The sequence below is a fragment of the Amycolatopsis alba DSM 44262 genome (assembly GCF_000384215.1).
GTDB lineage: Bacteria > Actinomycetota > Actinomycetes > Mycobacteriales > Pseudonocardiaceae > Amycolatopsis > Amycolatopsis alba.
This window is the reverse complement of the sequence record NZ_KB913032.1, coordinates 3,881,024-3,905,860: the sequence shown is the minus strand read 5'-3', so window position 1 is coordinate 3,905,860 and position 24,837 is coordinate 3,881,024. Positions and strand designations below refer to the sequence as shown.

19 protein-coding genes and 1 tRNA gene are annotated in these 24,837 nt (G+C 67.4%); 3 read left to right on the top strand and 17 right to left on the bottom strand.

Annotated elements, in window-relative coordinates; all coding sequences use genetic code 11:
- Positions 1 to 27 precede the first annotated feature (27 nt).
- The 10 genes from AMYAL_RS0118505 to AMYAL_RS0118460 all read right to left on the bottom strand — a co-directional run bounded on the left by AMYAL_RS0118505 (position 28) and on the right by AMYAL_RS0118460 (position 10,141).
- Entirely contained in the window at positions 28 to 969 is a 942-nt protein-coding gene (locus AMYAL_RS0118505; RefSeq protein ID WP_020632795.1) for a DUF4328 domain-containing protein, read from the bottom strand.
- Between the two features lie 35 nt (positions 970 to 1,004).
- Complete coding sequence (locus tag AMYAL_RS0118500; RefSeq protein WP_039794049.1) at positions 1,005 to 1,355, bottom strand: rhodanese-like domain-containing protein; 351 nt, start codon at positions 1,353 to 1,355, stop codon at positions 1,005 to 1,007.
- A gap of 47 nt (positions 1,356 to 1,402) precedes the next feature.
- Complete coding sequence (locus AMYAL_RS0118495; protein ID WP_020632793.1) at positions 1,403 to 3,034, bottom strand: solute symporter family protein; 1,632 nt, start codon at positions 3,032 to 3,034, stop codon at positions 1,403 to 1,405.
- Positions 3,031 to 3,375: a DUF485 domain-containing protein gene (locus tag AMYAL_RS0118490; RefSeq protein WP_020632792.1), complete on the bottom strand. Its 345-nt coding sequence runs from the start codon at positions 3,373 to 3,375 to the stop codon at positions 3,031 to 3,033. Before AMYAL_RS0118490 ends, AMYAL_RS0118495 begins: the two co-directional genes overlap by 4 nt.
- Before the next feature lie 139 nt (positions 3,376 to 3,514).
- The gene (locus AMYAL_RS0118485; protein ID WP_026467211.1) at positions 3,515 to 5,305 is read right to left on the bottom strand and encodes a sodium/solute symporter; all 1,791 of its coding nucleotides are present in this window, start codon (positions 5,303 to 5,305) and stop codon (positions 3,515 to 3,517) included.
- A gap of 31 nt (positions 5,306 to 5,336) precedes the next feature.
- Positions 5,337 to 5,861 carry a hypothetical protein gene (locus AMYAL_RS0118480; protein WP_020632790.1) on the bottom strand — a complete coding sequence of 175 codons (525 nt, stop codon included), beginning with the start codon at positions 5,859 to 5,861 and terminating at the stop codon, positions 5,337 to 5,339.
- A 6-nt stretch (positions 5,862 to 5,867) separates the two neighbouring features.
- Positions 5,868 to 6,704 (bottom strand): LytR/AlgR family response regulator transcription factor, encoded by an 837-nt coding sequence (locus tag AMYAL_RS0118475; RefSeq protein ID WP_039794048.1) that lies wholly within the window; start codon positions 6,702 to 6,704, stop codon positions 5,868 to 5,870.
- A gap of 149 nt (positions 6,705 to 6,853) precedes the next feature.
- Entirely contained in the window at positions 6,854 to 7,807 is a 954-nt protein-coding gene (locus tag AMYAL_RS0118470) for a glycoside hydrolase family 16 protein (protein ID WP_026467209.1), read from the bottom strand.
- Positions 7,808 to 7,980: 173 nt separating this feature from the next.
- Positions 7,981 to 8,826 (bottom strand): S49 family peptidase, encoded by an 846-nt coding sequence (locus tag AMYAL_RS0118465; protein ID WP_020632787.1) that lies wholly within the window; start codon positions 8,824 to 8,826, stop codon positions 7,981 to 7,983.
- Positions 8,827 to 8,845: 19 nt separating this feature from the next.
- Positions 8,846 to 10,141, bottom strand: coding sequence for a histidine kinase (locus AMYAL_RS0118460; protein WP_020632786.1), 1,296 nt, complete (start codon positions 10,139 to 10,141; stop codon positions 8,846 to 8,848).
- 169 nt (positions 10,142 to 10,310) lie between these two features.
- On the opposite strand from AMYAL_RS0118460, the gene AMYAL_RS0118455 reads away from it, so the two are divergent.
- Entirely contained in the window at positions 10,311 to 11,435 is a 1,125-nt protein-coding gene (locus AMYAL_RS0118455) for a serine hydrolase domain-containing protein (RefSeq protein ID WP_020632785.1), read from the top strand.
- Here the strand turns inward: AMYAL_RS0118455 and AMYAL_RS0118450 are convergent, their stop codons facing one another.
- The 3 genes from AMYAL_RS0118450 to AMYAL_RS0118440 all read right to left on the bottom strand — a co-directional run bounded on the left by AMYAL_RS0118450 (position 11,436) and on the right by AMYAL_RS0118440 (position 14,428).
- A complete protein-coding gene (locus AMYAL_RS0118450) occupies positions 11,436 to 12,299 on the bottom strand; it encodes an Fpg/Nei family DNA glycosylase (RefSeq protein WP_020632784.1) in 864 nt (287 codons plus the stop codon).
- 32 nt (positions 12,300 to 12,331) lie between these two features.
- Entirely contained in the window at positions 12,332 to 12,772 is a 441-nt protein-coding gene (locus tag AMYAL_RS0118445) for a hypothetical protein (RefSeq protein ID WP_020632783.1), read from the bottom strand.
- Positions 12,773 to 12,877: 105 nt separating this feature from the next.
- Positions 12,878 to 14,428 (bottom strand): sigma-70 family RNA polymerase sigma factor, encoded by a 1,551-nt coding sequence (locus AMYAL_RS0118440; RefSeq protein ID WP_020632782.1) that lies wholly within the window; start codon positions 14,426 to 14,428, stop codon positions 12,878 to 12,880.
- A gap of 197 nt (positions 14,429 to 14,625) precedes the next feature.
- Here AMYAL_RS0118440 and AMYAL_RS0118435 point away from each other — a divergent pair.
- A tRNA-Gly gene (locus AMYAL_RS0118435) sits at positions 14,626 to 14,698 on the top strand.
- A gap of 280 nt (positions 14,699 to 14,978) precedes the next feature.
- Here AMYAL_RS0118435 and AMYAL_RS0118430 read toward each other — a convergent pair.
- Positions 14,979 to 16,727, bottom strand: a complete 1,749-nt coding sequence (locus AMYAL_RS0118430) for an ArnT family glycosyltransferase (RefSeq protein ID WP_245192949.1) — start codon at positions 16,725 to 16,727, stop codon at positions 14,979 to 14,981.
- Between the two features lie 172 nt (positions 16,728 to 16,899).
- On the opposite strand from AMYAL_RS0118430, the gene AMYAL_RS50810 reads away from it, so the two are divergent.
- The gene (locus AMYAL_RS50810) at positions 16,900 to 17,028 is read left to right on the top strand and encodes a hypothetical protein (protein ID WP_020632780.1); all 129 of its coding nucleotides are present in this window, start codon (positions 16,900 to 16,902) and stop codon (positions 17,026 to 17,028) included.
- Here AMYAL_RS50810 and AMYAL_RS0118420 read toward each other — a convergent pair.
- From AMYAL_RS0118420 to AMYAL_RS45960, 3 genes are all read right to left on the bottom strand, one after another.
- On the bottom strand, positions 17,025 to 17,318 hold the full coding sequence (locus AMYAL_RS0118420; protein ID WP_026467208.1) for a YiaA/YiaB family inner membrane protein: 294 nt from the start codon (positions 17,316 to 17,318) through the stop codon (positions 17,025 to 17,027). The genes AMYAL_RS50810 and AMYAL_RS0118420 overlap by 4 nt on opposite strands.
- A 131-nt stretch (positions 17,319 to 17,449) precedes the next feature.
- Entirely contained in the window at positions 17,450 to 17,944 is a 495-nt protein-coding gene (locus AMYAL_RS49260; RefSeq protein ID WP_143267914.1) for a hypothetical protein, read from the bottom strand.
- Between the two features lie 10 nt (positions 17,945 to 17,954).
- A complete protein-coding gene (locus tag AMYAL_RS45960; RefSeq protein ID WP_020632778.1) occupies positions 17,955 to 24,818 on the bottom strand; it encodes an RHS repeat-associated core domain-containing protein in 6,864 nt (2,287 codons plus the stop codon).
- Positions 24,819 to 24,837 lie beyond the last annotated feature (19 nt).

The window sequence follows — 24,837 nt, the reverse complement described above, 5'->3', positions numbered from 1 at the left end:
CATTCAACGGTTGGTGGAAAAGTTGCGTCAGCGCACGGAAGTGGCGGGACGGTCCCGGCGTTCCGGGTCCGGAGCACCATCCACCTTCAGCACGCGAAGCAGGCGAAGGCGCTTCTCCGCCACAGGCGCGAGCAGGCCGGACATGCGCTTCACGAGCAGCGCCGTCACCACCGCCAGCCCGGCCGCGGCCAGGTCGGTCAGCGCGACCAGCACGACGCCGTCGGCCAGCGCCTGGACGCCGTCACGGAACCGCCAGACGACGACCAGTCCGAGCAGCAGCCAGTTGAGCACCCAGACGCCCCACCAGACCATCACGAGCCGCGACGGCTTCGGCCGCGTTTCCCGCGTCCGGCGCAGGACGGCGTGTTCGAGTTCGGCGACGATCGGCAGCGCCATGACCAGGTTCACCACCGGCACCAGCGTGAACACCAGCACGTGCCACAGCCGCCTCGGCGGCGTCTCGCCGGAGGCGTCCGCGGCGGCGTGCCTCGCCACGAGCAGCCACCACACGGTGAGCCCGGAAGGCAGCAGCGAAAGGATCGTCGTGAGCAGGCCCGCGGTGATCACGAAGCTGTCGGACACCGAGACGACGGACGTCGACAACGCCGAGTCGCGGCTCTGCACGAGCAGGATGTAGCGCCAGATCTCCGCGGCCGACGCGATGACGGCGAGTGCGGCGAAGGCCCACAGCACCGGCAGGAGGCTGCGCGTGATGACCCGCAGCCGCTCCCCGGCGGTGACCTCGCCGGACGCCGTCCCCGGAACCGCGGTCGGGCGGCGCCAGACCAGGTTCGGGAAGCCCCAGCGCGGCGGGACCGGGTAGGACGGCGGACCGGAGTAGCGCTCGGCCACGGGTTTGCGCCGCTGCGGCCAGGCACCGGGAGGCGGCGAAGCGACCCAGCGGACGCGATGGTGCCGCATCGGCTGGGGTCGCGGCTGCTGCATCGGCGCCGGACGCACCGGCGGCACCGGTGTTCTCGGCGGGTAGTGGCCTGGCTGCACGGTTACAGCACTTCGGGTTCGACGCCGGGATGGTCGCCGACCATCGGGCGCCCCTCCTGCTTCCAGGAGCCCATCCCGCCGGCGACGTTCACCGCGTCCCAGCCGCTCGCGTTGAGCCACGCGGCGGCGCGGGCGGACCGGCCGCCGCTGCGGCAGATCACGTAGACCGGCTGGTCGTCGGGCAGTTCGTCGAGTTCGCCGACGCGCGCGGGCAGTTCACCCATCGGGATGTGCTTGGCGCCAGGGGCGTGCCCGGCGGCCCACTCGTCGTCCTCGCGGACGTCGAGCAGCGCGACACCGTCCTTGGGCAGATCACGGACGGCGACGGTCGGGATGTCAGCAGGGCTCACCACGCTGCCATCCTCGCATCCCGACACGTCACGCGCGCGTGAAGAACAACTCAGTGCTGGGTCGCCTTTTCGGCGCCGGCACCGGTGAGCGAGCGGACCTCCATCTCCGCGTACTTCTTCTGGTTGTGCTCCTTGGACAGCACCGTGCCGAGCCAGCCGAGGAAGAAAGCGATCGGGATCGAGACGATGCCGGGGTTGTCCAACGGGAACCAGTGGAAGTCCACACCCTGGATCATCGAGGCGCTCTTGCCGGTCTTCGCGTCGACAGGCTTGCCCGAGACCGCCGGCGAGAAGACGATCAGGATCACGCACACGATCAGCCCGCCGTAGATGCTCCACAGCGCGCCCTGGGTGTTGAAGCGTTTCCAGAACAGCGAGTACAGGATCGTCGGCAGGTTCGCCGACGCCGCCACCGCGAACGCGAGCGCCACCAGGAACGCCACGTTCTGGTTCTTCGCGAGGATCCCGCCGACGATCGCGACCGCCCCGATCACCAGCGCGGTGATCCGCGCGACGCGGACCTCGCTGTCGGGGTCGGTCTTGCCCTTCTTGATCACGTTCGCGTAGACGTCGTGCGCGAACGACGCCGACGCCGTGATCGTCAGTCCCGCGACCACCGCGAGGATCGTCGCGAACGCCACCGCCGCGATGAACCCGAGCAGCACCGGGCCGCCCAGTTCGAGCGCCAGCAGCGGCGCCGCCGAGTTGGTCGTCCCCGGCGCCTTCGCGATCACGTCCGGGCCGACGAGCGCGCCCGCACCGTAGCCGAGCACCAGCGTGAACAGGTAGAAGATGCCGATCAGCGCGATCGCCCAGACCACCGAACGGCGCGCGTCCTTCGCGGTCGGCACCGTGTAGAAGCGCATGAGCACGTGCGGCAGGCCCGCGGTCCCGAGGACCAGCGCGATGCCGAGCGACAGGAAGTCCAGCTTCGTCGTACCGGTCTTCCCGTACTGCTTCCCCGGTCCGAGCAGCGCCTCCCCGGCCTTGCCGCCCTTGTCGACGGCGGCCTGGAACAGGTCGGAGAGGTTGAAGCCGTACTTCCCGAGCACCCACAGCGTCATCGCGAACGCGCCCGCGATGAGCAGGACGGCCTTGATGATCTGGACCCAGGTGGTGCCCTTCATCCCGCCGATCAGCACGTACAGGATCATGATCACGCCGACGACGGCGATCACCAGGTCCTGGCCGAGGTTCCCCTCGATGCCGAGCAGCAGGTTCACCAGGCCGCCCGCCCCCGCCATCTGCGCGAGCAGGTAGAAGAACGAGACGGCGAGCGTGGAGATCGCGGCCGCCGCGCGGACCGGCCGTTGCTTCATCCGGAACGCCAGGACGTCGCCCATGGTGAACTTGCCGGTGTTGCGCAGCAGTTCCGCGACCAGCAGCAACGCCACCAGCCACGCGACGAGGAACCCGATCGAATAGAGGAAACCGTCGTATCCGTTGATCGCGATCGCACCGGCGATCCCCAGGAACGACGCCGCGGAAAGGTAGTCGCCCGAGATCGCGATCCCGTTCTGCGGACCGGTGAACGCGCGCCCCGCGGCGTAGTAGTCGGACGCGGTCTTCGTATTCCGGCTCGCCCGGAAAACGATCACCAGCGTGATCGCGACGAATACCGCGAAAATGGTGATGTTGAGTGCCGGATTGCTGCCCTGGACGCCCGCTGCCAGCGTTTTCACCGTTCGGCTCCCTCGACTTCGTGCCTGATCTTGTCGGCGAGCGGATCGAGTTTCCGGTTCGCGTACCGGACATAGAGGCCGGTGATCACGAAAGTGGACACGAACTGCAGCAGCCCGAAGACCAGGCCGACGGTGATGTTGCCGAAGAGCTTGGTGCTCATGAACGCGGTCGCGTAGTCGGCGAGGAGCACGTAGAGCAGATACCAGAGGAGGAACAGGGCCGAGACCGGGAAAACGAATACCCGGAGCCGTCGCCGCAGCTCGGTGAATTCCGGACTCGCCTGGACCTTTTCCCAGTCGGATTCCGGATCCGCCCCGAGACCTTGACCGGTATCACTCACTTCGGACCTCCCATCTACCGCACCATCCGGTGATTTCGATGTCACGGAAGATCATGCCCCTCATAGCGCGCGCAAGGGGCAATCCATTTGAGTGAACGAGACGACTCTGCGTAGAGGGTCGAAACTCGAAAGAGTGACTTTACTTGCGGTGACGGCCCTTACCGGTAGCGCGGGTCTTCTCTTCGGCCTGCCCGAACCGGGCGACCGCGCGATCACGCATGAACCCGAGCGGGTCGGGCGCGTGCAGCCGCAGCATCACACCGTGGACGTCGTCCGGCCGTCCGTACCCGGTCGCCCGGCTCACCACATAGGTGGTCAGGAACGCCGACGGCACGGTGATCAGCGCGGGCTGGTTCGAGAACCACGGCGCCCAGCCGCCGGTGTACTTGCTGACGATGTTGACCACCAGCGCGGTCAGCACCAGGCCACCGCCGACGAGCATCCCTGCCAGCGCACCCGGCCAGCTGAGCTTGCGCCACCAGACCCCGAGCAGCAACAGCGGGCTGAACGTCGACGCGGCCAGCGCGAACGACATCCCGACCGAAAGCGAGAGGTCCTCCGACGGCAGCAGGACCGCCAGCCCGAACGGGATCAGCGCCACGATCCCCGTCGCCACCCGGAAATCGCGGACCCGGCCGGGCAGGACGTCGGTCGAGACCACCCCGGCCACGCTCACCAGCAGCCCGGACGAACTCGACAGAAACGCCGCGAAGGCACCCGCCGCGGTCACCGCGCCCAGGATCTGCCCCCAGAGCCCCGGCAGGACCGCGGACGGCAGCAACAGGACGGCGGCGTCGGTCTTCCCGGTCACCAGCAGTTCCGGGACGTACATCCGGGACAGCGCGCCCAGCAGGGTCGGGAACAGGTAGAACAGCCCGAGCAGCAGGAGGACGTGCACCGTGGTGCGGCGGGCGGCCTTGCCGTCGGGGTTGGTGTAGAAGCGGACCAGGACGTGCGGCAGCCCCATCGTGCCGAGGAAGGTCGCGAGGATCAGCGAATAGACCTGCAGCAGATCGGTGAGACTGCCCGAACCCGGCCGCAGCCAGTCGCCGTTGGAGGTGGGCGCGTCGCTGACCACCGGGACCGGGGTACCCGCGGTGAACTTCAGCGTCGTGCCCTTGGCGACCTTGTGCCCGGCCTCCGGCGTCCACACCGCGAAACCGTTGGCGCGCGCGCCTTCCACCTGGCCGTACGCCTCGAGCACGGTCACCGAGGTGACCTTCAGCGTGACGTCGGCCTGCACCGAGACCGTGGTGTTCTCGGGGAACAACGGCGGGGCGGGCTGTCCCAGCGGGCGCGCACCGCCCGGCGGGCCCGCACCGAGGAACACGATGCACAGGATGAACGTCGGCACCGCGATGGCGAACAGTTTCAGCCAGTACTGGAAGGCCTGGACGACGGTGATGGCGCGCATGCCGCCCGCGATCACGTTGAACCCGACCACGCAGGTCACCAGGATCGCGCCTGCCCAGGCGGGCACGGGCAGGATGGTCGCCAGTGTCAGCCCGGCGCCCTGCAGCTGCGGGACCATGTAGAGGATCCCGATGAACACCACGAACGCCGTCGAAACCCGGCGCAGCATCGTCGAACCCAGCCGCATCTCGACGAAGTCCGGCAGCGTGTACGCGCCGGACCGCCGCAGTGGCGCGGCGACGAACAGCATCAGCGCGAGATAGCCCGCGGTGAAGCCGATCGGGAACCACAGCGCGTCGGCGCCGTCCTTGAGCACGATGCCGGCGACGCCCATGAACGACGCGGCGGACAGGTACTCACCGGAGATCGCGGCCGCGTTGCGCCGGGAACGCACGGTGCGCCGGGCGACGAGGAAGTCGTGCGTGCTGACCGCCGACCTCGAGGAGCGATGCCCCAGGTAAAAGGTCAGGACCGCGACCAGCACTATGCCGGCCATGGCCCACGGATTCAGCTGCACGGTGTGGATCCTCGCATGTGCAGCTCCGCAATCAGTTCTCGATCATGTCGACGAAGTCGCGTTCATGACGTTCGGCGAGCCGGTTGTACCAGAGCCCGATGCCGAACAGGAAGGGAAAAGGTGCCACGCCGAGGATCAACCACGGCAGCGGAATGCCCACGACCATCACCCGTCCGAATGACGGGATCAGGTAGAAGAGCACCGGCAGCGAACACAGAGTGACCATCACCAGCAGCGCCAGCAGGGAGGCCGTCCGCAGCTGGATCTTCACCAGGTCCCGGACCAGGAGTTTTCCCCAGCTGGTCTGTTCTTCGAGTTCGACACGGGCCCGCAGGGTGCTCGTGGCCTGTCTCGGATCGGCGAGGATCACCCGCTGCCGCTTGGGCTTCGCGTGGTGCTCGGGTTTGGCCTGCTCGTGCTTCGGACCGGCGGGCGCACCCGGCACCGGCTCGACGGCCGCGCCTTCGGGCGGCGCCGGCTTCTTGTTCCTGCCCTTGCCGAGCGTCGGATCCGGTTCGCGAACTCCGTTGACCCGGCGGTAGAAGTCGTCGGTCATGTCCCGCTACGTCGACCGGTTGGCGCCGACGAGCCGGTCCTTGAGCGCGCGCGTGTGGCGGCGGCTCACCGGCAGCACCTTCTCCTCGTTGCCGATCACGACCTGGTAGCCGCCCTGACCCATGCGCAGCTCGGTGATCAGCGGCAGCGAGACCAGGAACGACCGGTGGATCCGGACGAAACCCGCCTTCTCCCAGCGTTCTTCGAGCTGTGCGAGCGGAATCCGGACCAGGTGGCTGCCGTCGTTGGTGAACAACCGGGCGTAGTCACCCTGCGCCTCGACCCAGCGGACCGAAGAGCGCGGGATCAGCTTCGTGGTGCCGGCGAGCTCGACGGGGATGACCTCGTCGTCGTTCTTGATCTGCCCTGGGCCGCCTTCCGGGCCGTACTGCGGCGCGGCGTTGGCGGCGAGTTTGTCGATCACGCGGGTGATCGCGCGGTCGAGCCGATCCTGCTGGTACGGCTTGAGCACGTAGTCGAGCGCGCCGAGGTCGAAGGCGTTGACCGCCTCTTCCGCGTGGCCGGTCACGAACACCAGCGCCGGTGACGGGCGCAGCGCGGCGAACACGCGCGACATCTCCATCCCGGACAGGCCGGGCATGTCGATGTCGGCGAACACCGCGTCCACGATCGGCAGGCCCCGCGTCTTGCGGTCGGCCAGCCTCGGATCGTCCGCGGACAACAGGCGCAGGGCCTCCGAAGCGTCGATCGCCGGATAGACCAAGGCGACGTGCGGGCTGTTCCGGAGACAGTGGACGAGTTCGTCTAGCCCTTTGGGCTCATCGTCCACCGCCAGGACAATGAGCTTCCGGGTGTCATCGTGAGCACTCACAGTGAGACGCATCCTGCCGATTGCCGGGTTCCTTGTCCAGCCCGGTTCACGAAAGTCGAACGAAAGGACGGCACCGGCACCCCCGCGCCAGGGGTGGCCGGTGCCGTCATCTTTTCCGGTGACACGAACCGCCCAGCCGTGCCACGTCTGGAGGTCGATGCTCAGGCGCCGCGCGTCAGGACGGTGACGTAGTCGACGAGCATCGGGTGCCCCGGCACGATCCCCGGCCCCGGAGTCGTGGTGCCGGAGTTGTTGTTCGGGAATGCCCCACCGATCGCGAGGTTCAGCAGCACGAAGTAGCCGGCGTGGTTCGTCATGTTCGCCCACGTGGTGGCGTCGACCTGGTTCTGGGCGACCGAATGGAACTGCTGACCGTCCACCAGCCAGCGGAACACGGTGGGGCTGACGCTCGTGTCCCATTCGAAGGTGTAGGTGTGGAACGCGCTCTGGCAGCTCGCACCGGGGCAGGTCCGGCTGCCGACGAGACCGGTGGTCTCGCCGCACGGGCCGCCGGGGTTGACGCCGCAGTGCAGCACGCCCCAGACCGAGTTGATCCCGTTGACGTTCTCCATGATGTCGAATTCGCCGACGGCGGGCCAGTTCCAGTAGTTGCCGCGATACGGCGAGCCCAGCGCCCAGAACGCGGGCCAGTAGCCGAGCGCCGCGGCGCCGGTGACGTTCGGCATCTGAATGCGGCCTTCGATCCGCAGCGCGCCACCCTGTGGCGGTTTGAAATTCGCACGCTGCGTCTCGATCCGCGCCGAGGTCCAGTTGCCCGCGCCGTCACGCAGCGGTGTGATCCGCAGATTCCCGGAACCGTCCTGGGCGAGGTTGGCTGGGTCCGCCGTGTAGTTCTGGATCTCGCCGGTGCCCCAGTTGCCGGGGCCGCCGGGGTACGCGTGGCCGGTGTCGACGATCCAGTTCTCGTTCGACGGGAGCGAGCCCGCGGCGCCGGTGAAGTCGTCGGTGAACACGGTGGTCCAGCCGGACGGCGGGGGCGGGACGGCGGCGGACGCCGGGAAGGCCAGGGGGACCACCAGCAAAGCCGCGCCGAGCGCCGAGCCGAGCGCGATCTTCCAGCGACTCCGGCTCCGGCGGGGAGAAGTAACGGACATCGGGCCTCCTCGTCAACGTTGTCGAGGTTTGTTGCCGTTCACAACAAAGCGGTATGTCCGATATGAGACCTGGTCTGAACCACTTACGCCTACCACCGTTCGGGTGAACCATTCTTGGCCCCGGCGCAAAGAACGGCCCGATCCGCGAGGACCGGGCCGTTCATCTCGGCAGTTCAGAGGCCGAAGCGGCTCCAGGCGGCCTTGTGCTGGACGGCGTCGAGCAGCGCGCTCGCCGCGGCCGGAGCACCGATGCCGAGCCTCGCCAGCAGCGGCTTCTTCGGTTCGGCGATCGCGATCTCGGCGTCCGGGTACCGCTCGGTGACCACCTGGCGCAGGCTGCCGACCCCGTCGATCAGGCCGAGCTCGACCGCGCGGGCGCCCAGCCAGACGTCGCCGTTGAACAGGTCGTCGGAGCCGGAAAGCCGGTCTCCCCGGCGTTCGGTGACCCAGTCGACGAACAGCTCGTGGAGCTGGCCGTGCATCTTCTTCAGCCACTCGACGTCTTCCGGCTTCTCCGGGCTGAACGGGTCGAGCCGGGACTTGTTCGTCCCCGCGGTGTGCAGCCGCCGCTCGATGCCGAACCGCTCCAGCAGGCCGGTGAACCCGAACCCGCCGCTGATCACGCCGATGGAACCGACCATGGACGTCCGGTGCGCGTAGATCTCGTCGGCGGCGCAGGCCAGCCAGTAGCCGCCGGACGCGGCGACGTCCTCGGCGAAGGCCAGGACCGGCACGTCCTTCTCGTCGGCGAGCTGGCGGATCCGCTCGGCGACCAGGCCCGACTGCGTCGGCGCCCCGCCCGGCGAGTTGATCTGCAGCGCGACGGCCTTCAGCCGCTCGTGCGCGAACGCGCGGGTCAGCGCCGATTCGACGGCGGCGAGGTTGATCGACCCTCTTGCCAACGGCGACGGGGTCGGCGTGATCACCCCGTGCAGCTTGACCACGGCGACGACGTCCTTGCGCTCACCCCGGTCGCCGATCATCGGGAGACGGGAGGTCAGCTTGTCCGCAACGCTCATACCCCCAGGTTACCGACGTTCAGGACGGCAGCACGCCGCTGCGCGAACCGCTCACCCCGCTGGACTCGCTCGGACCACCCTGGGGTGGGACGGCGGCGCTGTCGGCGGAGAAGTCCGGCAGGTTCGGCCGGACGCCGGGCATGAACTTCGGCACCCGCAGGGTCACCTTCATGCCGGCGCCGGGCGCTGTCTCGACCATGAGCGCGTAGTCGCGGCCGAACACCTGCTGCATCCGCTGGTTGATGTTGCCGAGGCCGACGTGCGCGCCCGTACGGTGCTGGCTGCGGAGGTCCGCGAGCTTGGCGGGCTCCATGCCGATGCCGTCGTCCTCGACGCTGATCAGCGCCTCGGCGCCGTAGTCCTCGGCGATCACCGTGACGCAGCCGCCCGACGGCTTCGACGCGAGGCCGTGTTTGACCGCGTTCTCCACCAGCGGCTGGATGATCAGGAACGGGACGACCACCGAAAGCACCTCGGGCGCGATCTTCATCCGTACTTCGAGCCGTCCGCCGAAGCGGGCGTTCTCGATGGTCAGGTACCGGTCGATGTTGCGCAGTTCTTCGGCGAGCGAGGTGAACATGCCCGACGTCCGGAACGAGTAGCGCGTGAAGTCCGCGAAGTCCTGAAGCAGCTCTCGCGCTTCCTCCGGATCCGTCCGGATCAGCGACGAGATGGTGTTGAGCGCGTTGTAGACGAAGTGCGGCGAGATCTGCGCGCGCAGCGCCTTGATCTCCGCCTGCTGGAGCTGGTTCTTCGATTCGTCCAGGCGCGCGAGCTCGAACTGGGTGCAGACGAACTGCGCGACCGCGTCGGCCATCTGCACCAGCCGCCCGCGCGTGCGCCCGACGACCAGCAGCGCCGCCTCCGTCTCGCCCTCGACGATCAGCGGCACGATCACCGCTGTCCGCATCCGGCAGGTGCCGCGGTGGTTGCACGGCATCTTGTCGTGCGCGACGACCTCGCGGCGATGCTTGCGGATCGCGTTGCCGATGGCGTCGACGAGGTCGACGTAGTGGTCGTTGGCCTCGCCGTCCCAGGACAGCAGCGTGCCTTCGCTGTCGGTGATGCCGACGGCGACACAGTCGAGCATCTCCAGCAGCTGGCTGGTGATCTTGTCGGCGACCTGCTCGTCCAGCCCCTCGCGGAGGTCCGGTGTCGCCTTCGACATGCGGTGGACGGCCTGCAGCACCGCGTTCTCCACGATGCTCGCGGGCCGCCTCAGCTTGATCAGCAGGACGACGACGAGGATCGCGAGCAGCAACGCCACACCCCAAGGGATGATCTGCGCGATCTCGAGCCCGGACACGGCGTCCATGCTCTGCGCTCGACCAACCGGGTGCAAGGTCTGCTCCCCACTTTCCGTTGAGTTGTGACAACCGAGGGTGGGGCCGACCCTACCCAAGACCGGGGTGTTCTCCCCATGGTCACTCCCCGTGGCACGGGAAAGACTGTCCGCAGGCAATCGCTTCCGGGAGAGGAACACAATGCGCGGATCGGGGAAACTCGTGGCGGGGGCGCTGGCGGGGGTCCTGCTGGCGGGCGCGTCGGCGGGGACGGCGGCCGCGGCCGGGGATCCGGTGCGCGCGGCGGTCGGGAACCTGGTCGCCGAAGGGGGTTTTCCGGGAGCGGTCGCCTTGGTCCGAAACGGTGGGGCGGTCTCGCGCTTCGGCGCCGGGTACGCGAACCCGGCCACGCGCGAAGCCGCGGGGCCGCACCACCGGTTCCGGATCGCCAGCAACACCAAGGCGTTCGTCGCCACGGTCGTCCTGCAACTGGCGGGCGAAGGCGCGCTCTCGCTCGACGATCCGGTGGAGCGGCGGCTGCCCGGCGTCGTGCGCGGATCGGGCTACGCGCCGGAAAAGATCACTCTGCGCATGCTGCTGAACCACACGAGCGGCGTGCACGATCCGCTGGATCCGCACTTCTTCGACCCGTACCTGGTCAAGGGGAACCGGGCGCACGTCATCACGCCGTCGGAGGTGATCCGGCGGTCGCTGGCCGACCCGCCCTCGTTCGCGCCGGGCGCTGCCGTGAAGTACTCGAACACCGGATATCTGCTGCTGGGCAAGGTGATCGAGAAGGTCACCCGCGACGACGTCCGCGAGGAGATCCAGCGGCGGGTCCTCGATCCGCTCGGCCTCCGCCGGACGGACTTCCCGCTCCGGTCGCCGTTCCTGCCCGGCCCGCATCTGCACGGTTACGACCTGGGCGGGCAGGACATGACCGTGTTCAGCCCGTCGTATGACTGGACCGCGGGCGCGATGGTCTCGACCGTCGACGATCTCGCGACGTTCCATCGCGCGCTGCTGGCAGGACGGCTGCTGGCGCCCGCGCAACAGGCCGAACTCGAACGGCTGGTGCCGTACGGCGAGTTCGGCGCGTACGGCGCCGGCGTCGAGACGCTCAACCTGCCCTGTCCTGGCGGATCGAAGACGGTTTGGGGGAACACCGGGGCCGGGCCGGGGTTCTACAGCGTCTCGATGAGCACCGAGGACGGCTCGAAACAGATCGTGCTGGCGCTCAACGTGTACGACCTGGCGAAGGACGTGGCGCACGAGGCCCCGCTGCCGAGCAGCCCGCTTCCGGCGGTCGCCGCCGCCCTCTGTTGATCACTTGAGCAGGCGCGACATCCGCCGGTCGGCCAGGGGTTTCCCACCGGTCTGACAGGTCGGGCAGTACTGGAAGGACTTGTCCGCGAACGAGATCTCACGGATCGTGTCGCCGCAGACCGGGCACGGCAGCCCGGTCCGCGCGTGCACCCGCAGCCCGGACCGCTTCTCCCCCTTGAGCCGGGCCGCGGACTGGCCGACCGAACGCGTCACCGCACTGGTCAGCACCTCGCGGATGGCCTCCGAGAGCCCGTCGAGCGCGCCTTCGGACAACTTTCCGGTTGTGGCGTAAGGAGAAAGCTTCGCCATGTGCATGATCTCGTCGGAGTAGGCGTTGCCGATCCCGGCGAGCAGCGACTGATCGGTCAGCGCCGTCTTCAACCGCTCGGTGCGCCCGGCGAACAGCTTCTCGAGCCCCGTCCGGTCCAGCGAAAGCGCGTCCGGCCCGAGCCGCGCGATACTGGCGACCTCCTTCTCCGGATCACGCACGATCCAGACCGCCAGCCCCTTCTTCGTACCGGCTTCGGTGAGGTCGAAGCCCGGCCCGGCGGCCGCGTCGAGGTGGACGCGCAGCGAGATCGGCCCCTTGCCGGGTTTGAGCGGCGTCGGCGACAACGCGTCGGACCAGCGCAGCCAGCCCGCCCTCGCCAGGTGGACGACCAGATGGAGGTCCCCGGCGACGAGGTCCAGATGCTTGCCGAAGCGGCCGACCCCGGTGACCTCGCGACCGTGCAGTTCGGTCCACGGCGGTGTCGCCGTCTTCAGCACACTGAGGGACGACACGTCGACACGGAAGACCGTCTTGCCCACCGCGTGTTCACGCAGGTGGTGAGCGAGCGCTTCGACCTCGGGTAACTCGGGCATGGCCCCAGTCTCGCGCGTTCAGGCCGCCGCGACTACTCCACCGGGTGCAGCGGGCCGTCGAAATCCGGCAGTGAGTGCTTCTGGATGGTCTTGGTGATCTTCGAGACCTCGCCGCGCACGGTGAACATGCCGCGGATGGTGCCCACCCAGCGCTCGGACGGCCTGTCGCCCGCCAGATCGCCCTCGGTCTCGGCGACCACGGTCCACGGACGGCGCAGAATCCACCGCAGCGGGAAGAACAACGCGATCAGCAAAAGCGCCAGCGGAACCCAGGACGGGATCATCACGTCGGCGGGTGTCCACATGATGAGCACGATCGCGAGCAACGACGTCACGGCGATCATCGCGATACCCGGACCATAGCTGCCCGCCACATCGTGCTCGAAATCGTCCGCTGTCGCGGGAGCACGCCATTCCATCTGGGCTCGGACCACCCAGTCACGGCCGTCCTCGCCGTGCACCAGCCGGTTCATTCAGTCGCCTCCCGCGCGGCCGCTCGCTCGTCGTGAGCGAGTTCCACCGTACCGTGATGGCGGCCGGATTCGCGAGAGTTCGTGGGCGATATGCCCGCTCGGGCGTTATGGGCACGTCGGGTAGTCGACACCTGGTTCCGGATAGTGAGAAGTCGGTTTCACCGGGCTCGGCTCGTGCTCCGACGGGTTACCGGACGGTGTCCCGGACGTGCTTTCGGGAGTGCCTGTCACCGGCGAAGAAGACCCTTCCGGGTCAGTCGTCGACTCAGGCGTGTTCGACTCCGAAGGCTTCGTCGCGTCCCGTGACGTCGTCGTGGTCGGGCTCAGCGACTCGTCGGTGGGATTGAGCGATTCCCCCGGCGGGATGTCGTCCCGCTTCGAGGTGGTCTGGTTCGTACCGGTTCCCGGCGGGACCTCGTTCCGCGGCGAGGTCTCCTGCAGCGGCTTCCCCTCGGACGGCGGCTGCACGACGTCAACGCGGCCCAGCTCCTTCCGCGACGTGCTCACGCCCGGCAGGCTCGGCACAGCCGCCACCCCGAGCTCGGCACTCGGCCCCCGCCCGGTCTCGGACGGCTGGGACCCCTTGCCGTGCAGCCGGTCCTCGGCGATCCGCTGCGGCGGGATCTCCACCGGCTGGTCACCGACGGGCGGAGCGACCTGCGCCGGCAGCAGCGCCAGCTCCGGCAACCCGCCACCGGACAAGCCGACGGTGTGCGTGACATCGGTACCGAACACGGCCGGACCGGCGACGATCCCGACCGCGCCCGCGGCCGCCGTCGAGGCCACCGCCAAACCGACCTTCACCTTCGACCCGAGCAGAAGTCCCTTGACCGACGTGGCGAACCCGGACAACGCCCCGCTCGCGTGCGCCCCGGCGGCCGCCGGCACCAGCAAAGCCACCACACCGGCGTGCGCTCGCAGCGAGGAACAGACGTCACGCAGCTCGTCGTGCGTCGCCCGGCAGGACTGGCACCCGATCAGGTGGGACTTGATCCGGCGCGCCTCGGCCCCGGTGACACTGCCCGCGGTGAACCCGCCCAGCTTCTCCACCACCGCCCGGCACGAATCCGGCCCGCGGTTCACCGACAGATGCGCCTGCAGATACGCCGCCCGCAGTCCTTGCCGCGCCCGGCGCGCCAACGCCGCGGTCGCGTTCGCGCTCAACCCGAAATGCGGCGCGACCATCGACGGCTGCTCACCCTCGACCTCCGTCTGCCACAACACCGAACGCCAACGCTCCGGCAAACTCGTGAACGCGGTCGTGATCAGCGAATGCTCGGCCGTCCGGGCATGCGTGTCCGCGCCCGCCCCGGCCCGGAACGTCAGCTCGTCGTCGCTCACCGGCACGTCACGGCGCGCGCCATGCCACTCCCACGACACCCGGCGAGCCACCGTCAGCAGATACGCCCGCACGTAATCCCGCGGCCCGGCACCCCGGCGCAACGCCTGAAGCACCCGGAAGAAGGTCTCGGCCGTGATGTCCTCGGCCTCCGACCGATCGGAAGCCAGACTGCGCGCCAGCCGTCGCACCGCCGCGGCGTGAAGTTCGAAAAGCTCCCCGAAGGCGGCGTCCTCCCCATCACGGAGCCGCTGGAGCAATGCCTGCTCGTCGGATTCCGAGGCCGCCTGAAGCGGCACCGTGCCCTGCTCGGTCATCCGGCCAGGCACCTCCTCCCCGAAGGACTCACCATTCGGTCGAATGGGGACACCATACGGAGGTATGCAGCCGTCGTCACCCCTTGTACGCCAGGTGTGACACCGAAGCACCTGTAGGGGTGGGTCAAAACCACTACAGACGGTCGGTGTATGGTTTGTCCACTGCTTCAAACGAGTGCCGGAGCAGAGCAACACATGCGGATGTAGCGCAGCTGGTAGCGCATCACCTTGCCAAGGTGAGGGTCGCGGGTTCGAATCCCGTCATCCGCTCGCATGTGGGCGTGTCGTGTCCAGGGAACACCTGGACCGGGGCATGCTCGCCATACTTCTCAGGGGGCCGAGCCCGCTGGAACCCTACGTCGCTTGTATCTCACCTTTTCGGGTGGGTATTGGGTGCGTGGGGTTTTTGCTTTTTGGTCCTTTGGCCTCTGATCTTGATGGTTACTACGTGCTACAGGTTCGGTGAGCGGAGTCACACGACCGTAGTAATTCGGATTTGTGCATATGTGGGGTGCAGGGCGCACCGGTGCGGACCGGTGCGCCCTTCCGCTCAGGACGGCACGCAGGCAGGCTGCGGCCTATGCCACAAGGTCACCAGCCGACCGTTCGGTAGGGGCTGCGTCGCGACCGGGGTGAACCCCGTGGCAGCCGCCGCCGCGGCCATGGCGGGCGGATCCACCTTCGGCAGGAACTCGTTGTTCAACCCGGTCGCGGTGAACAACAGGCAGGCAGTGCTCGCGTCACCGGAAATGCTGTCCTGATACCGCGTCAGCCAGCGCTCGTAATCCGGCTGCGAGTTCCCAGCCTCGACCGGCCGGATCTGCGGCACGGCCACGCCGTAACCCAGCTTTCGGAGCACGGCCAGCTGGACCGTGTTCGTGTTGAAGATCCGGTCACGGAAACCGAACGCCGTCACCCCGCGGATCGCGTGCCGGTCGACGATCTGCTGCGCCGCCCAATCCGCGACGACGACCCACTGCTTCGCGTCCTCCTCGCTCACCGGCTGCGGTTCGACGGACTCGACCCCGAGCCCCGCGAACTTCTGCGGAACACCCCGGCCGTCGGTGATCGTCACCCGCCCGACCAGCGGTAGCTCCGCCTCCCACAGCCGCGCCGTCGGCGCCCCCAGGTCCAGCTGAGGAACCAGCGCCACCACGCTGACCACCGCGACCACGACCGGCAGCGCCTTCCGAAGCCGGACATGCACGCGGTACAGCCCCCACAACGCGACCAGCGTCATCGACGGGACGAGCGGCAGTGTGAACCCGTTCCCAGTGGTCTTGGACGTTACGAAGGCCGTCACTCCTTCGACTACGAGTACCGCCGGCGGGAACAACGGCGAAGCGACCATCGCCTTCGCCGTCTCCTTCACCTGCCCGCCCCTCAGCATGCGGATCGCGACGAAGACGGCCACGACGAGGCCGACACAGATGAAGAGGACATGCGGCAGGTACTGCTCGAGAGTCAGCAGGTGCAGCCGGTACGCCCAGGCCGCGGGGTTGAAGATCCCCGCCTCGGTCCCGTACTCGGCGGACTGGGGCCCGTAGCCGAAGCCGGTCAGGTAGCGGTAGACCTGCGCGCCGTTGGGGATCAGCCAGATCGCGGCCACGCCGACGGCCGCCACCGCGGCGACCCCGAACCGGATCAGCCGCATCTTGCGGTCCGGAGCCAGTACGGCCTGGACGAACGCGGCGAGCACCAACGCGGGCACGAACGCGATGATCATCGTCCTGGTGAGTGGCATCAGCCCGACGAAGACACCGAAGGCGATCGTCGGCTTGATCTTCGTCAGCCCCTCGGAACGGATGAGGAAGTAGACGGCCGCCAACGTCACGGCGGCCGCGGGCGCTCCGAAGTGATAGGCCCTGGCCTCGACGATCACGCCGGGCATCGTGGCGACCAGCGCCGTGGCGAGCCACGCGAACGGCCTGCCCGCGACCCGGTTCGCCACCGCGTGCGTCAGCAGGATGATCGACAGACCGGCCAGCAGCGGTACGCCGAAGGAGGCGACGACGCTCGTCCCAGTCACGAAGTACTGCAGCGAGGTCAGCGCGGGGGTGACCGGAGCCTGGATTCCCGGCGCCTCGACGGCCTGGATCCAGCCGAGCACGCCGTCGCGCACGGCCGCGTAGTGATCGTTGAGCGCCATGCCGATGTAGCCGGCTTCGTCGATCTCCAGCACCTGGCCCTGGCGGTAGCTGATCAGCCACCGGACGTTGACGACGAGCCACACGATCGCCACGCCGAGCAGTACCCATGTGTTCACCTGGACGCGGCGAATCCCCCTGGTCAAGACCATGGTCGAGAATGTAGCCGCGCCGCTTGACCGGCTAGAGCGCGGGCGCTTTGTACGGGTCGCGATGCCGGGTCGACAGCGGCACCGTGAGCCAATGCGTCCTCATAGCGGACGACGCGGGCAAGGTCGTCGGCGGAGGCACGGTCGGGCTTCCCGCGACGACATCTCACAGCTCATGAACGGCACCGGCCGCTTCGGCTGGGAGGCCGTCGCGGCCCCCGCGGTCAAGGACCCGGTCGTCCTCGCCTATCGCGACGGCGTCTACCACCGCATCACCACGATCAAAGATGCGGGGAAGAGCTAGAGCGCGGGGGCTTTGAACGGGTCGTGCTCGGACAGGAGCTTGTCGACCCGTGCCTGGTCGACTCTGCTGACGACGGTGTTCTCGTCCTGGCGGTCGCGGATGCACTTGGCGAGCGTGAACGCCGACGTCGTCAGGAAGAGCATGCCGAGGGCGAGGAAGCCGCGGACCCAGCCGTCGACCGGCAGGTACCAGATGCCGACGACGACCACGATCAGCGCGAGGCCGAACGAGAGGGCGGCCTGGACGAAGAACGCGACGGTGGTGGGAGGCGCTGCGGAGGTTTTCGTCATGTGTACCAAGGTCGCGCCGAACACCCCGCGGTGTCTTGAGTATCGCTACTCAAGAAGTGTTGCGGTTCAGCTCTCGTAGCCGTCCGGCGCCGTCGATGCGACCGGCTTCGAAGCACCAAAGCCGCCAACCTTCACGCATGCAACCAGTGCACAAAAGGCTCAACTCTTGAAATTGAAGAACCGGCAGCCTCGAGCGCCTCGGCAAAGGTTTTCGCCATTCCAGAAAGCATTGAATCTAATTCAGCACGGGAAACCGTCTCAAATTCAAGCAGTGGGACCCAATCAGTTCTCGAAAGACATTCGATCACCACCTGCTCACCACGTGGGTTAAATTTCAGCGCACATTCGACCCCCTGAGAATAGAGATCAACCTCAACCTGTCGAGCCTCGCGTACACCATCGATCAGAGCCGGGAACTGCTCCATAAAAACCGATAAATCGTATGCAACATCCAGCGCCCAGACAGGCTTGCCGAAACCTGTCATCTGGAATACGCAACCGGCGTCTTCCAGAATTTCACAGGCTTCCATGACCAAGTGTTCATAGTCGAATTCCCGCCAGTCACCCTCCTGCCTCCTTGCCATTCGACAGGGAGGATGACAGATCAAAGAAACCGAAAACGCCATCGCATTTCCCTTACCTTGGCCCAACAATGGGATACGCCGTCCTATAGAGACCGTTGCGACTTGGTATCAGTGTCGCAGCGGTAGCTTGAACGATACTCCCATCAGGCATGACTACCTGTCCAAGCCCTCTCGGAATTCTCACCGACCTATCACCCGCGTCCGCCATGTGAGAGTTCTTCAGGAAGGTCGCGGCAGCATCATCGTCAAGCCATTGACCCTGCTCGTTTCCCGTTCTGGCTGCACGACCGGTCAGACTCCTTGTTTTCTTCGCCCCGGCGCCATGTCTCGAGAAGGAATGCCCGAAGGTCGGCACGCTCTTAGGACTCCAGTTGGCGCAGCTATCAGCATTGTGCACCAGTACTGCGATGCCGCCTGCGAGCACATAGAACGTGTGGAGGTCATCGACGGTCAGGTTATAGACGCGAGTATCTACGTCGAAGGTACGAATGGCACCCACCTGCACCTGACCGGATGAACTGGTTTGCAGCCACGCTCCCAGTCGCAGGTCCTTTGCCAGCACCCATTCCCGAGCATCGGGAAGCCAGAAGGGATGATCTTGGGTAGCTACTATGGAGGCCGCACCCACGGGAGTGACCTCAACCAGGTGCTTCGGCCCGTCACCCACGATCGTGGCAACAACGTCGCGTGAAATTGTGGTACCCGTCTCGGGGTCCGTGGCTTGCACCTGATCGTTAAGTGTCACCTGCTCGATCGGCTTCGTCGTGCCATCCGCCATCAAGACCTGCGTACCGGGGACGAAGCTGTTGCAGCCCGAGCCGCTCGCCGCGGCGGCGCCGCCCATGGCCGCGGCGGCCGCACCGACGACGCCTTCACCTTCACTGGCGGCAACCACCGTTTGCACCGCGTTCGCCGCCATCTCGGCGTCGGCCAGGATGCGCTCGGTGTCGGCGATGACCTTCTGGGCCTTCTCCACTTCACGGCCGAAGGTGGCCAGAGCCCGCGCGCCCTTCCAGAAGCTGGCGACGATCTCGCCGACCTTCAGGATCTTGCCCCAGGGGATGAAGTTGAGGAGGGTGCTGATGCACGAGCCGACCGAGCCCTCGATGCAGCCCATGATGTCGTCCCAGCCGATGAGGCTCTTGATCAGTTCACCGGCCGCGTCTATGAAGACGTCCCATTTGGACTTCTTCATGACGGCTTGCGCTTCTTTGTAGGACTTCTCGTTGTAGCCCCGTTTGGCCTTCTCCCGCTCCTCGGCCGCGTATTTTTTGCCCTGTGGGGAAGACGGGGAGCTGGCCATCACCGTGCAACTACCCGTGCACTTGGCCGCTTGTTCGGTGCCTTCGTGGCAGAACAGACCGTCCTCACCCATGTGGAAGCAAGCCGACATGCCGGACGGGTCCGTCATGGTCGCCGGCGAGTTGTTCGCGTAGGAGTACGGATTCCACAGCTGCGGAACGGCCGGATCCAGCACCGGGTCGGCCTTGGTGAACCTGCCCAGCGCCGGGTCGTATTCGCGTGCGCCGAGGTGGGTCAGGCCGGTCGCGTCCTGGTAGCCGCCGACGAAACCGTGCTTGTCCGGCCAGGTGGACGGGGCCGGGCCGCGCGGATTACCGAAGGGATCCATGTAGCGCTGAGTGGGCGTGAGCGTCCCCGCGGAGATCGCCAGGCCGTTCGTGCCGTGAAGATCACCGAGCATCCACTTGAGGGCGGAGCCACCGACTCGGACCGCGACCTGGACTCCGCCGTGCTGATAGAAGCGGGTCGCGGAGACACCGGTCGTGCCGGTGGTGGTGACCAGCTCGAGGTCGCCGATCGCCAGCGTGGTGCCGGTCGGAGCGCGGGTGACGAGCCGAGTGCCGTTCGCGTCGTAGATGTACTTGCTTTCCCCCGAAGCCGTCGTGACGCCTTCGGTCCTGCCTTCGTGGTCGTAGGTGAACGTCTGGGTGTCACCGCCGACGTTCCGCGTCAGCATCGAGCCGGCCTGGTCGTAGGTGTAGCCGCTCGTCGAGGTTCCGTTCGGGCCGCTCGTGTCCACCTTCTGCAGGGCGTGCGGCTTGACCGCGGTCGGCCCGGCCGCCGGGTAGATGGACGTGTTCGTGACGTCACCGGTCGACTTGTGGTCGACCTCCTTCGTGCGGTTCCCGGTCTTGTCGAAGGAGTACGACTTCCAGTACGGCGCGGCGCCGCCGAGCGCGGAAGCCGACTTGGCCGTCGCGCAGTCGGCCGAAGACGGAGTCCAGGCTTCGGTCATCCGCCGCTGGTAGTCGTATTCGAAACACTGGGTGTCGGCAGGCGCGCCCGACGGGGTGTCGGAGATCTTCGTGACGTTGCCGGCCGGGTCGTAACCGTAGGTCCGGTTGGTCAGCTGCGAGCCGATCTGGGTCGCCCGGTTGACGGTGGTCGTCTGCGGGCGCCGCGTGATCTCGTCGTAGGTCTGCGTCACGCCGACGTTCACGGTGGACTTCTCACCGTCGAACTGCATGCGGGACATCTCGTTGAACGAGGTGTAGTCGGTCTTCGAGATCAGGTTGGTCGTCGTGCCCAGCGAGTCGATCGCGTACGTCGTGGACGGCAGTCCGAGCTCGTTGTACGTGTGCCGCACGTGTTCGAGCGGCAGGTTGCCGGCCTTCGGGCTCACCGTGGACGCGATGGCACCCGTCGCCGTGTACGTGGTGCTGAACTCGTAGGTCCCGGCCAAACCCTTTTCGACGGCCGGCACATCGACGGCGTTCTTGGTCGACCTGCCGTACTTGTCGTAGGCCACGACACGCGTGGTGTACGCGTCCGTGCCCACCCACCGGGTCGACGAAGCGGGCAGACCGATGCCGTTGGGGAGGGTGTCGTAGGTCCAGCCCGCCAGTTTGGTGCCGGTGGCCGAATCCGCGTTGGTCTGGGTCTTCCGGCCGAGTTTGTCGTAGGTGTAGAAGGTGGCCTTGCCGCGGGAATCGGTGGACGAGGTCAGCTGCCCGGCGTCGTCGTAGGCAAAGGTCGACTCCCCCGCGTCCGGATCGGTCTGCCGGATCTTGCGGCCGCGCAGGTCGTAGCCGGTCGACCAGACATTGCCCGCGGCGTCGGACATCGACGTCATGGCGCCCGCGGCGTTGTACGCGTAGTTCGTGACGTCGGCCGGATTGGCCGCTCCCGGCGTGTATCCGTCCGTGTAGAGCAGTCGCTGGACGGTCTGCCCGTGTACGTCGGTCACCACGGTCTGCGGTGACGCGCCCCTCGGCGGAATGGTCGTGACCCGGTCGCCGCCGTAGATGGTCGACGTCTGCCACTGCTTGACGCCCTTGGACATCAGGATCGACGCCGTCGCGCGGGCACGGCTGTCGTACTCCGTCACGGTCTGGTTGAACACCGTGTTGTCCGCGACGGTCACCAGCTTCGCGACGGGCCCGGAAGCGTCGTTGAAGTAGCCGTTGTTGGACTTGAACGGAAGCCCGCGTGAGTCGTAGACGGTGTCGCTGATGATCCGTCCGCCACCGGACGCCACGGACTGTGCCTGCCTCGTCCGCCCGAGGCCGTCGTAGATCGCGTACGACGTCGTGTACTCGCCGTTGTCCTGCAAGGCTTTCGTTGCCACCGTCGTGGGGACGGCGGTCGGTGAAGTCGCCGCGTCGGTGTAGGCGAAGGTCGCTGTCGCCTTGTCGCCGTCGAGCTTGCTGCGGCCCGGATTCCAGACCGCCGTCTTGCGTCCCAGTGCGTCGTAGGTGATGTCCGTGCGGACCTTGTTCACGTCGACCGAGAACACCGGGTTTCCCCGAGCGGGTTCCTTGGTGGTCGTCGAGACCCAGCCCAGCGGGTTCGTCACGGCGACTTCGGTGACCTGTCCGCCGGCACTGTGCGTGTACGCGGTCTTCGTCACCGCACCGGCCACGTCGGTGGACAACGTCTCACGGCCGTAGGCGTCGTACTCGTTCGTCGCGGTCGTCAGGAACTTCTTGCCTGTGGCGTCCCAACCGCTGAGCGTGTCGGTACGCGTGATGTTGCCCGCCGTCGGCGGAACACCGAAGGCCTGCTTGTCATAGGAGACCCGAGCGTTGGTGATGACCGTGGCCGCCGTCGCCGTACCCGCGCAGGTCCCGGCGAACATCTCGACTTCGCTCGACTTGTCGAACATCCCCGCGGCGTTCGGGACGTAGGTCGTCTTGGTACAGGTGTCGTCCGTGGGGACGCCGGTGTCGCCGAGGTCCTCCTGCTCGATGACGAGGCCGTTGTCGTTGAACTTCTTGTTCACCTGGTTACGGCGGTAGGTCTTGCCGTCGGACAGCAGGGTGCGGCCCCGCACGGTGGCGGTGTCGACCGAATGCGCTTTGAGCAGGCCGTCCGCGCTCGTCGCCGTCGGACCGCGGAGCCAGGGGTCGTTGATGGCCGCGTTGTCGACCGTCGTCGTACCGGGAAGGTAGGTCCTGGTTTCGCGGAGGAACCCTTGGAAGGGATCCTGGTCGACGATCGTTCCCTTTTCGGAGTCCTCGACGGAGACCGTGCGTTTGCCGTTGTTCGGCAAGTGGTCGCCGTCCATCCCGCGCAGGTACACCGACTCCGTCACCGTCTGGGTGGCGGACGGCTGGCCGATGGACGTCCGGACGACGCCGTAGCCACGCCACTGGCTCCAGGTCTTCCGCTCCTTCGGCGTGAACTGGCCTTCGTCGTAATGCCACGCGGCGTCGCCGAGGTAGTCGTAGTGCGTCTTGACCGCGACCCCGCCCGCGGTCAGGTCTTCTTCGGAAATGTCCGTGACGACGTACTTGTGGAACCAGTCGAGGACCGGGTCCTTCGCCGCCGGCGGGCTCCAGAACGACGCGTAGCAGCGCATCGTGTCGGTCTCGGGTGACGCGGGCATGCGTGTCCCCGCCACGCAATCGGGGCCGGAGTAGGCGACGCCGATCCGTCCGCCGGTCTCGGTCCTGATCTCGTTGACCCGGTAGCGGGTGATCGGGTTGTACTTGTCGCCGACCGTGTCGACCCGGTTCGCGAACATGAATCCGCCGAACGTCGTGGCCGGGAGGGTGATGCTCCCGCCACCGCCCTTCCCGGTGTGGGTGACCGAGGACAGCCACAGCGCGGACGGAGAGGCGTCACCTGTGCCGGGGAACGTGTGGGCCAGGTTCCAGACGTCGACGTCGGTCTGCGTGCCCGCGTTGTTGTACTGCGTCCGGACCGTGGTCAGCCGTTTGCGGGTGAAGAACGCCGGCGACCCGTAGTCGCAGGGTTTGTCCTTCGCGCAGATCTGTTCGGACGGGACATCCGGCCAGGACGAGGCGGTCGTGGAGTTCAGTTGCTCGGGGGCACAGGTCACCGCGCCGGACGGGAGGCAGCGCTCCGCGGTTTCGAAAACGACCTGGTTCGTGGGCGCGGAACCGTAGACGCTGCCGTCCTTCAGCCGCAGGCCGTATTCGATCCGCAGCGGATATCCACCGGCGGTGTATTCGGTTCCGGCGGTCGTGACGTTCTGGTTGAGCCCGTAGTAGTTGATCTCCGGCTGGTAGTAGTACGTGCTGGCGTTCCCGTGCGGGTCCACCACGTAGTCCAGGTTCCAGCGCCACGGTTGACGGCACGACGAACCGGCGAAGTTGTTCGGCTTGTAGCAGGCTTCGCCGTCGTTGTTGCCGAACACCGGGACCGTCCAGGTGGACTGGGTCTCGGCTTTGCCGGACGACCAGCCGGGCGGGCGGTTGAGTCCCAGGAAGTACTGGGTCCCGTCGCCGGTGGTGACCTTCCAGTGCTGCCCGTCCTGGGCGGTGTTGGCGGCTCCGGTGAGCAGTTCGATCTTGGAGCCGTCGTCGTTCTTCGGCCGCCACTGGTTCGTCCCGGCGAGTTTGATCAGCTCCGTCGACTTGCCGCCGAGGACGAGGGTCGCGTTGTCGATCCCCCAGCACTGGTCACCGGTCTTGGTCTGCCCGTTGTTGCCGCCGAGGTCCTCGCTGCACGGCAGGTAGTTGCGGACCACGTAACCGCCCGGCGTGAAGTCCCATCCATCGCCGACCCAGGACGCCTGGTTGTTGGTCGCGGAGGTCAGCCCGTCGACGCCACTGGAGGAGTACGAAAGCGCGAGGCTCGGCGCCGCTCCACTCGGCGCGGACGGGACCGCGAACGGGTAGCTGTAAGAGAAACTCCCGGAAGACCCGCCGCTGGACCACGATCCGGCCGCGGACAACGGCTGGGCGGACACGTTTCCGGCGGAACCGCTCGCCGCGGCCGTCACGGCGAAGACACGGGGCGCGGCGCTCCCGAGCGCGACGTCCGCCGAGACTTGCCGTGTCTTGCCGTCGTTCACCGTCCCTGGAACCGGGGTTTTCGTCCGGCACTCGGCCTTCGCCGGTGTCACCAGCGCGCAGCCCGGCAGTTCCACCAGTTGCAGCCGATCGGCCCAGCCCGCGCCGTAGGCGCTCCCGAACGCCCGGTAGTCCACCGCGACATTCACCGGTTCGGCGCCGACACCGGTGTCGGTCACGGCGAGCACGACACCGCGGAGTCCGAGTGCGTCACTGGTCTTCTGATCCGCGACACGGACGCGAGCTTTCGGCGCGGGCCCCGCCTTCTTGGCGGTGGCGTCCTTCGCCTTCGCCCAGCCGAGTTTCACCGGGGTGCCGTTCGCCACGCTCTGGACACCGAGCCCCTGCGGCTGACGGCCGGCGAGCACTTCGACCTCGGTTTCCGCCGCTCCCGGCCAAACCGGCGGAGTCACCTTCGCGTCCGGCAACACCGGCGGTGGCGACGCCGGGGCGACGAGCGGCGTGACCGGGACGCTCTGGTCCTTCTGACCCGGCCCGAGCGACCAGCCCGGTGTGCTGCCCCTGCTTTCGAGCGCGATCGCCGCGCCACCGGACGCGAGCATGATCGCGGTCACGGCCAACGCGGTGACACGGGAAAACCGGCCGATGCGGGTCCAGCGGGTTTCTTTACGCATGACGAAGCCTGCCCAAGGG

Excerpts from the sequence above, each read along its gene's own strand:
- AMYAL_RS0118420 (WP_026467208.1), bottom strand. The coding sequence starts at position 17,318 with ATGACGAAAACCTCCGCAGCGCCTCCCACCACCGTCGCGTTCTTCGTC.
- AMYAL_RS0118430 (WP_245192949.1), bottom strand. The coding sequence starts at position 16,727 with ATGGTCTTGACCAGGGGGATTCGCCGCGTCCAGGTGAACACATGGGTA.
- AMYAL_RS0118465 (WP_020632787.1), bottom strand. The coding sequence starts at position 8,826 with ATGAGCGTTGCGGACAAGCTGACCTCCCGTCTCCCGATGATCGGCGAC.
- AMYAL_RS0118445 (WP_020632783.1), bottom strand. The coding sequence starts at position 12,772 with ATGAACCGGCTGGTGCACGGCGAGGACGGCCGTGACTGGGTGGTCCGA.
- AMYAL_RS0118450 (WP_020632784.1), bottom strand. The coding sequence starts at position 12,299 with ATGCCCGAGTTACCCGAGGTCGAAGCGCTCGCTCACCACCTGCGTGAA.
- AMYAL_RS50810 (WP_020632780.1), top strand. The coding sequence starts at position 16,900 with ATGAACGGCACCGGCCGCTTCGGCTGGGAGGCCGTCGCGGCCCCCGCG.
- AMYAL_RS49260 (WP_143267914.1), bottom strand. The coding sequence starts at position 17,944 with ATGGCGTTTTCGGTTTCTTTGATCTGTCATCCTCCCTGTCGAATGGCA.
- AMYAL_RS0118475 (WP_039794048.1), bottom strand. The coding sequence starts at position 6,704 with ATGCGTCTCACTGTGAGTGCTCACGATGACACCCGGAAGCTCATTGTC.
- AMYAL_RS0118455 (WP_020632785.1), top strand. The coding sequence starts at position 10,311 with ATGCGCGGATCGGGGAAACTCGTGGCGGGGGCGCTGGCGGGGGTCCTG.
- AMYAL_RS0118460 (WP_020632786.1), bottom strand. The coding sequence starts at position 10,141 with ATGGACGCCGTGTCCGGGCTCGAGATCGCGCAGATCATCCCTTGGGGT.
- AMYAL_RS0118440 (WP_020632782.1), bottom strand. The coding sequence starts at position 14,428 with ATGACCGAGCAGGGCACGGTGCCGCTTCAGGCGGCCTCGGAATCCGAC.
- AMYAL_RS0118470 (WP_026467209.1), bottom strand. The coding sequence starts at position 7,807 with ATGTCCGTTACTTCTCCCCGCCGGAGCCGGAGTCGCTGGAAGATCGCG.
- AMYAL_RS0118480 (WP_020632790.1), bottom strand. The coding sequence starts at position 5,861 with ATGACCGACGACTTCTACCGCCGGGTCAACGGAGTTCGCGAACCGGAT.
- AMYAL_RS45960 (WP_020632778.1), bottom strand. The coding sequence starts at position 24,818 with ATGCGTAAAGAAACCCGCTGGACCCGCATCGGCCGGTTTTCCCGTGTC.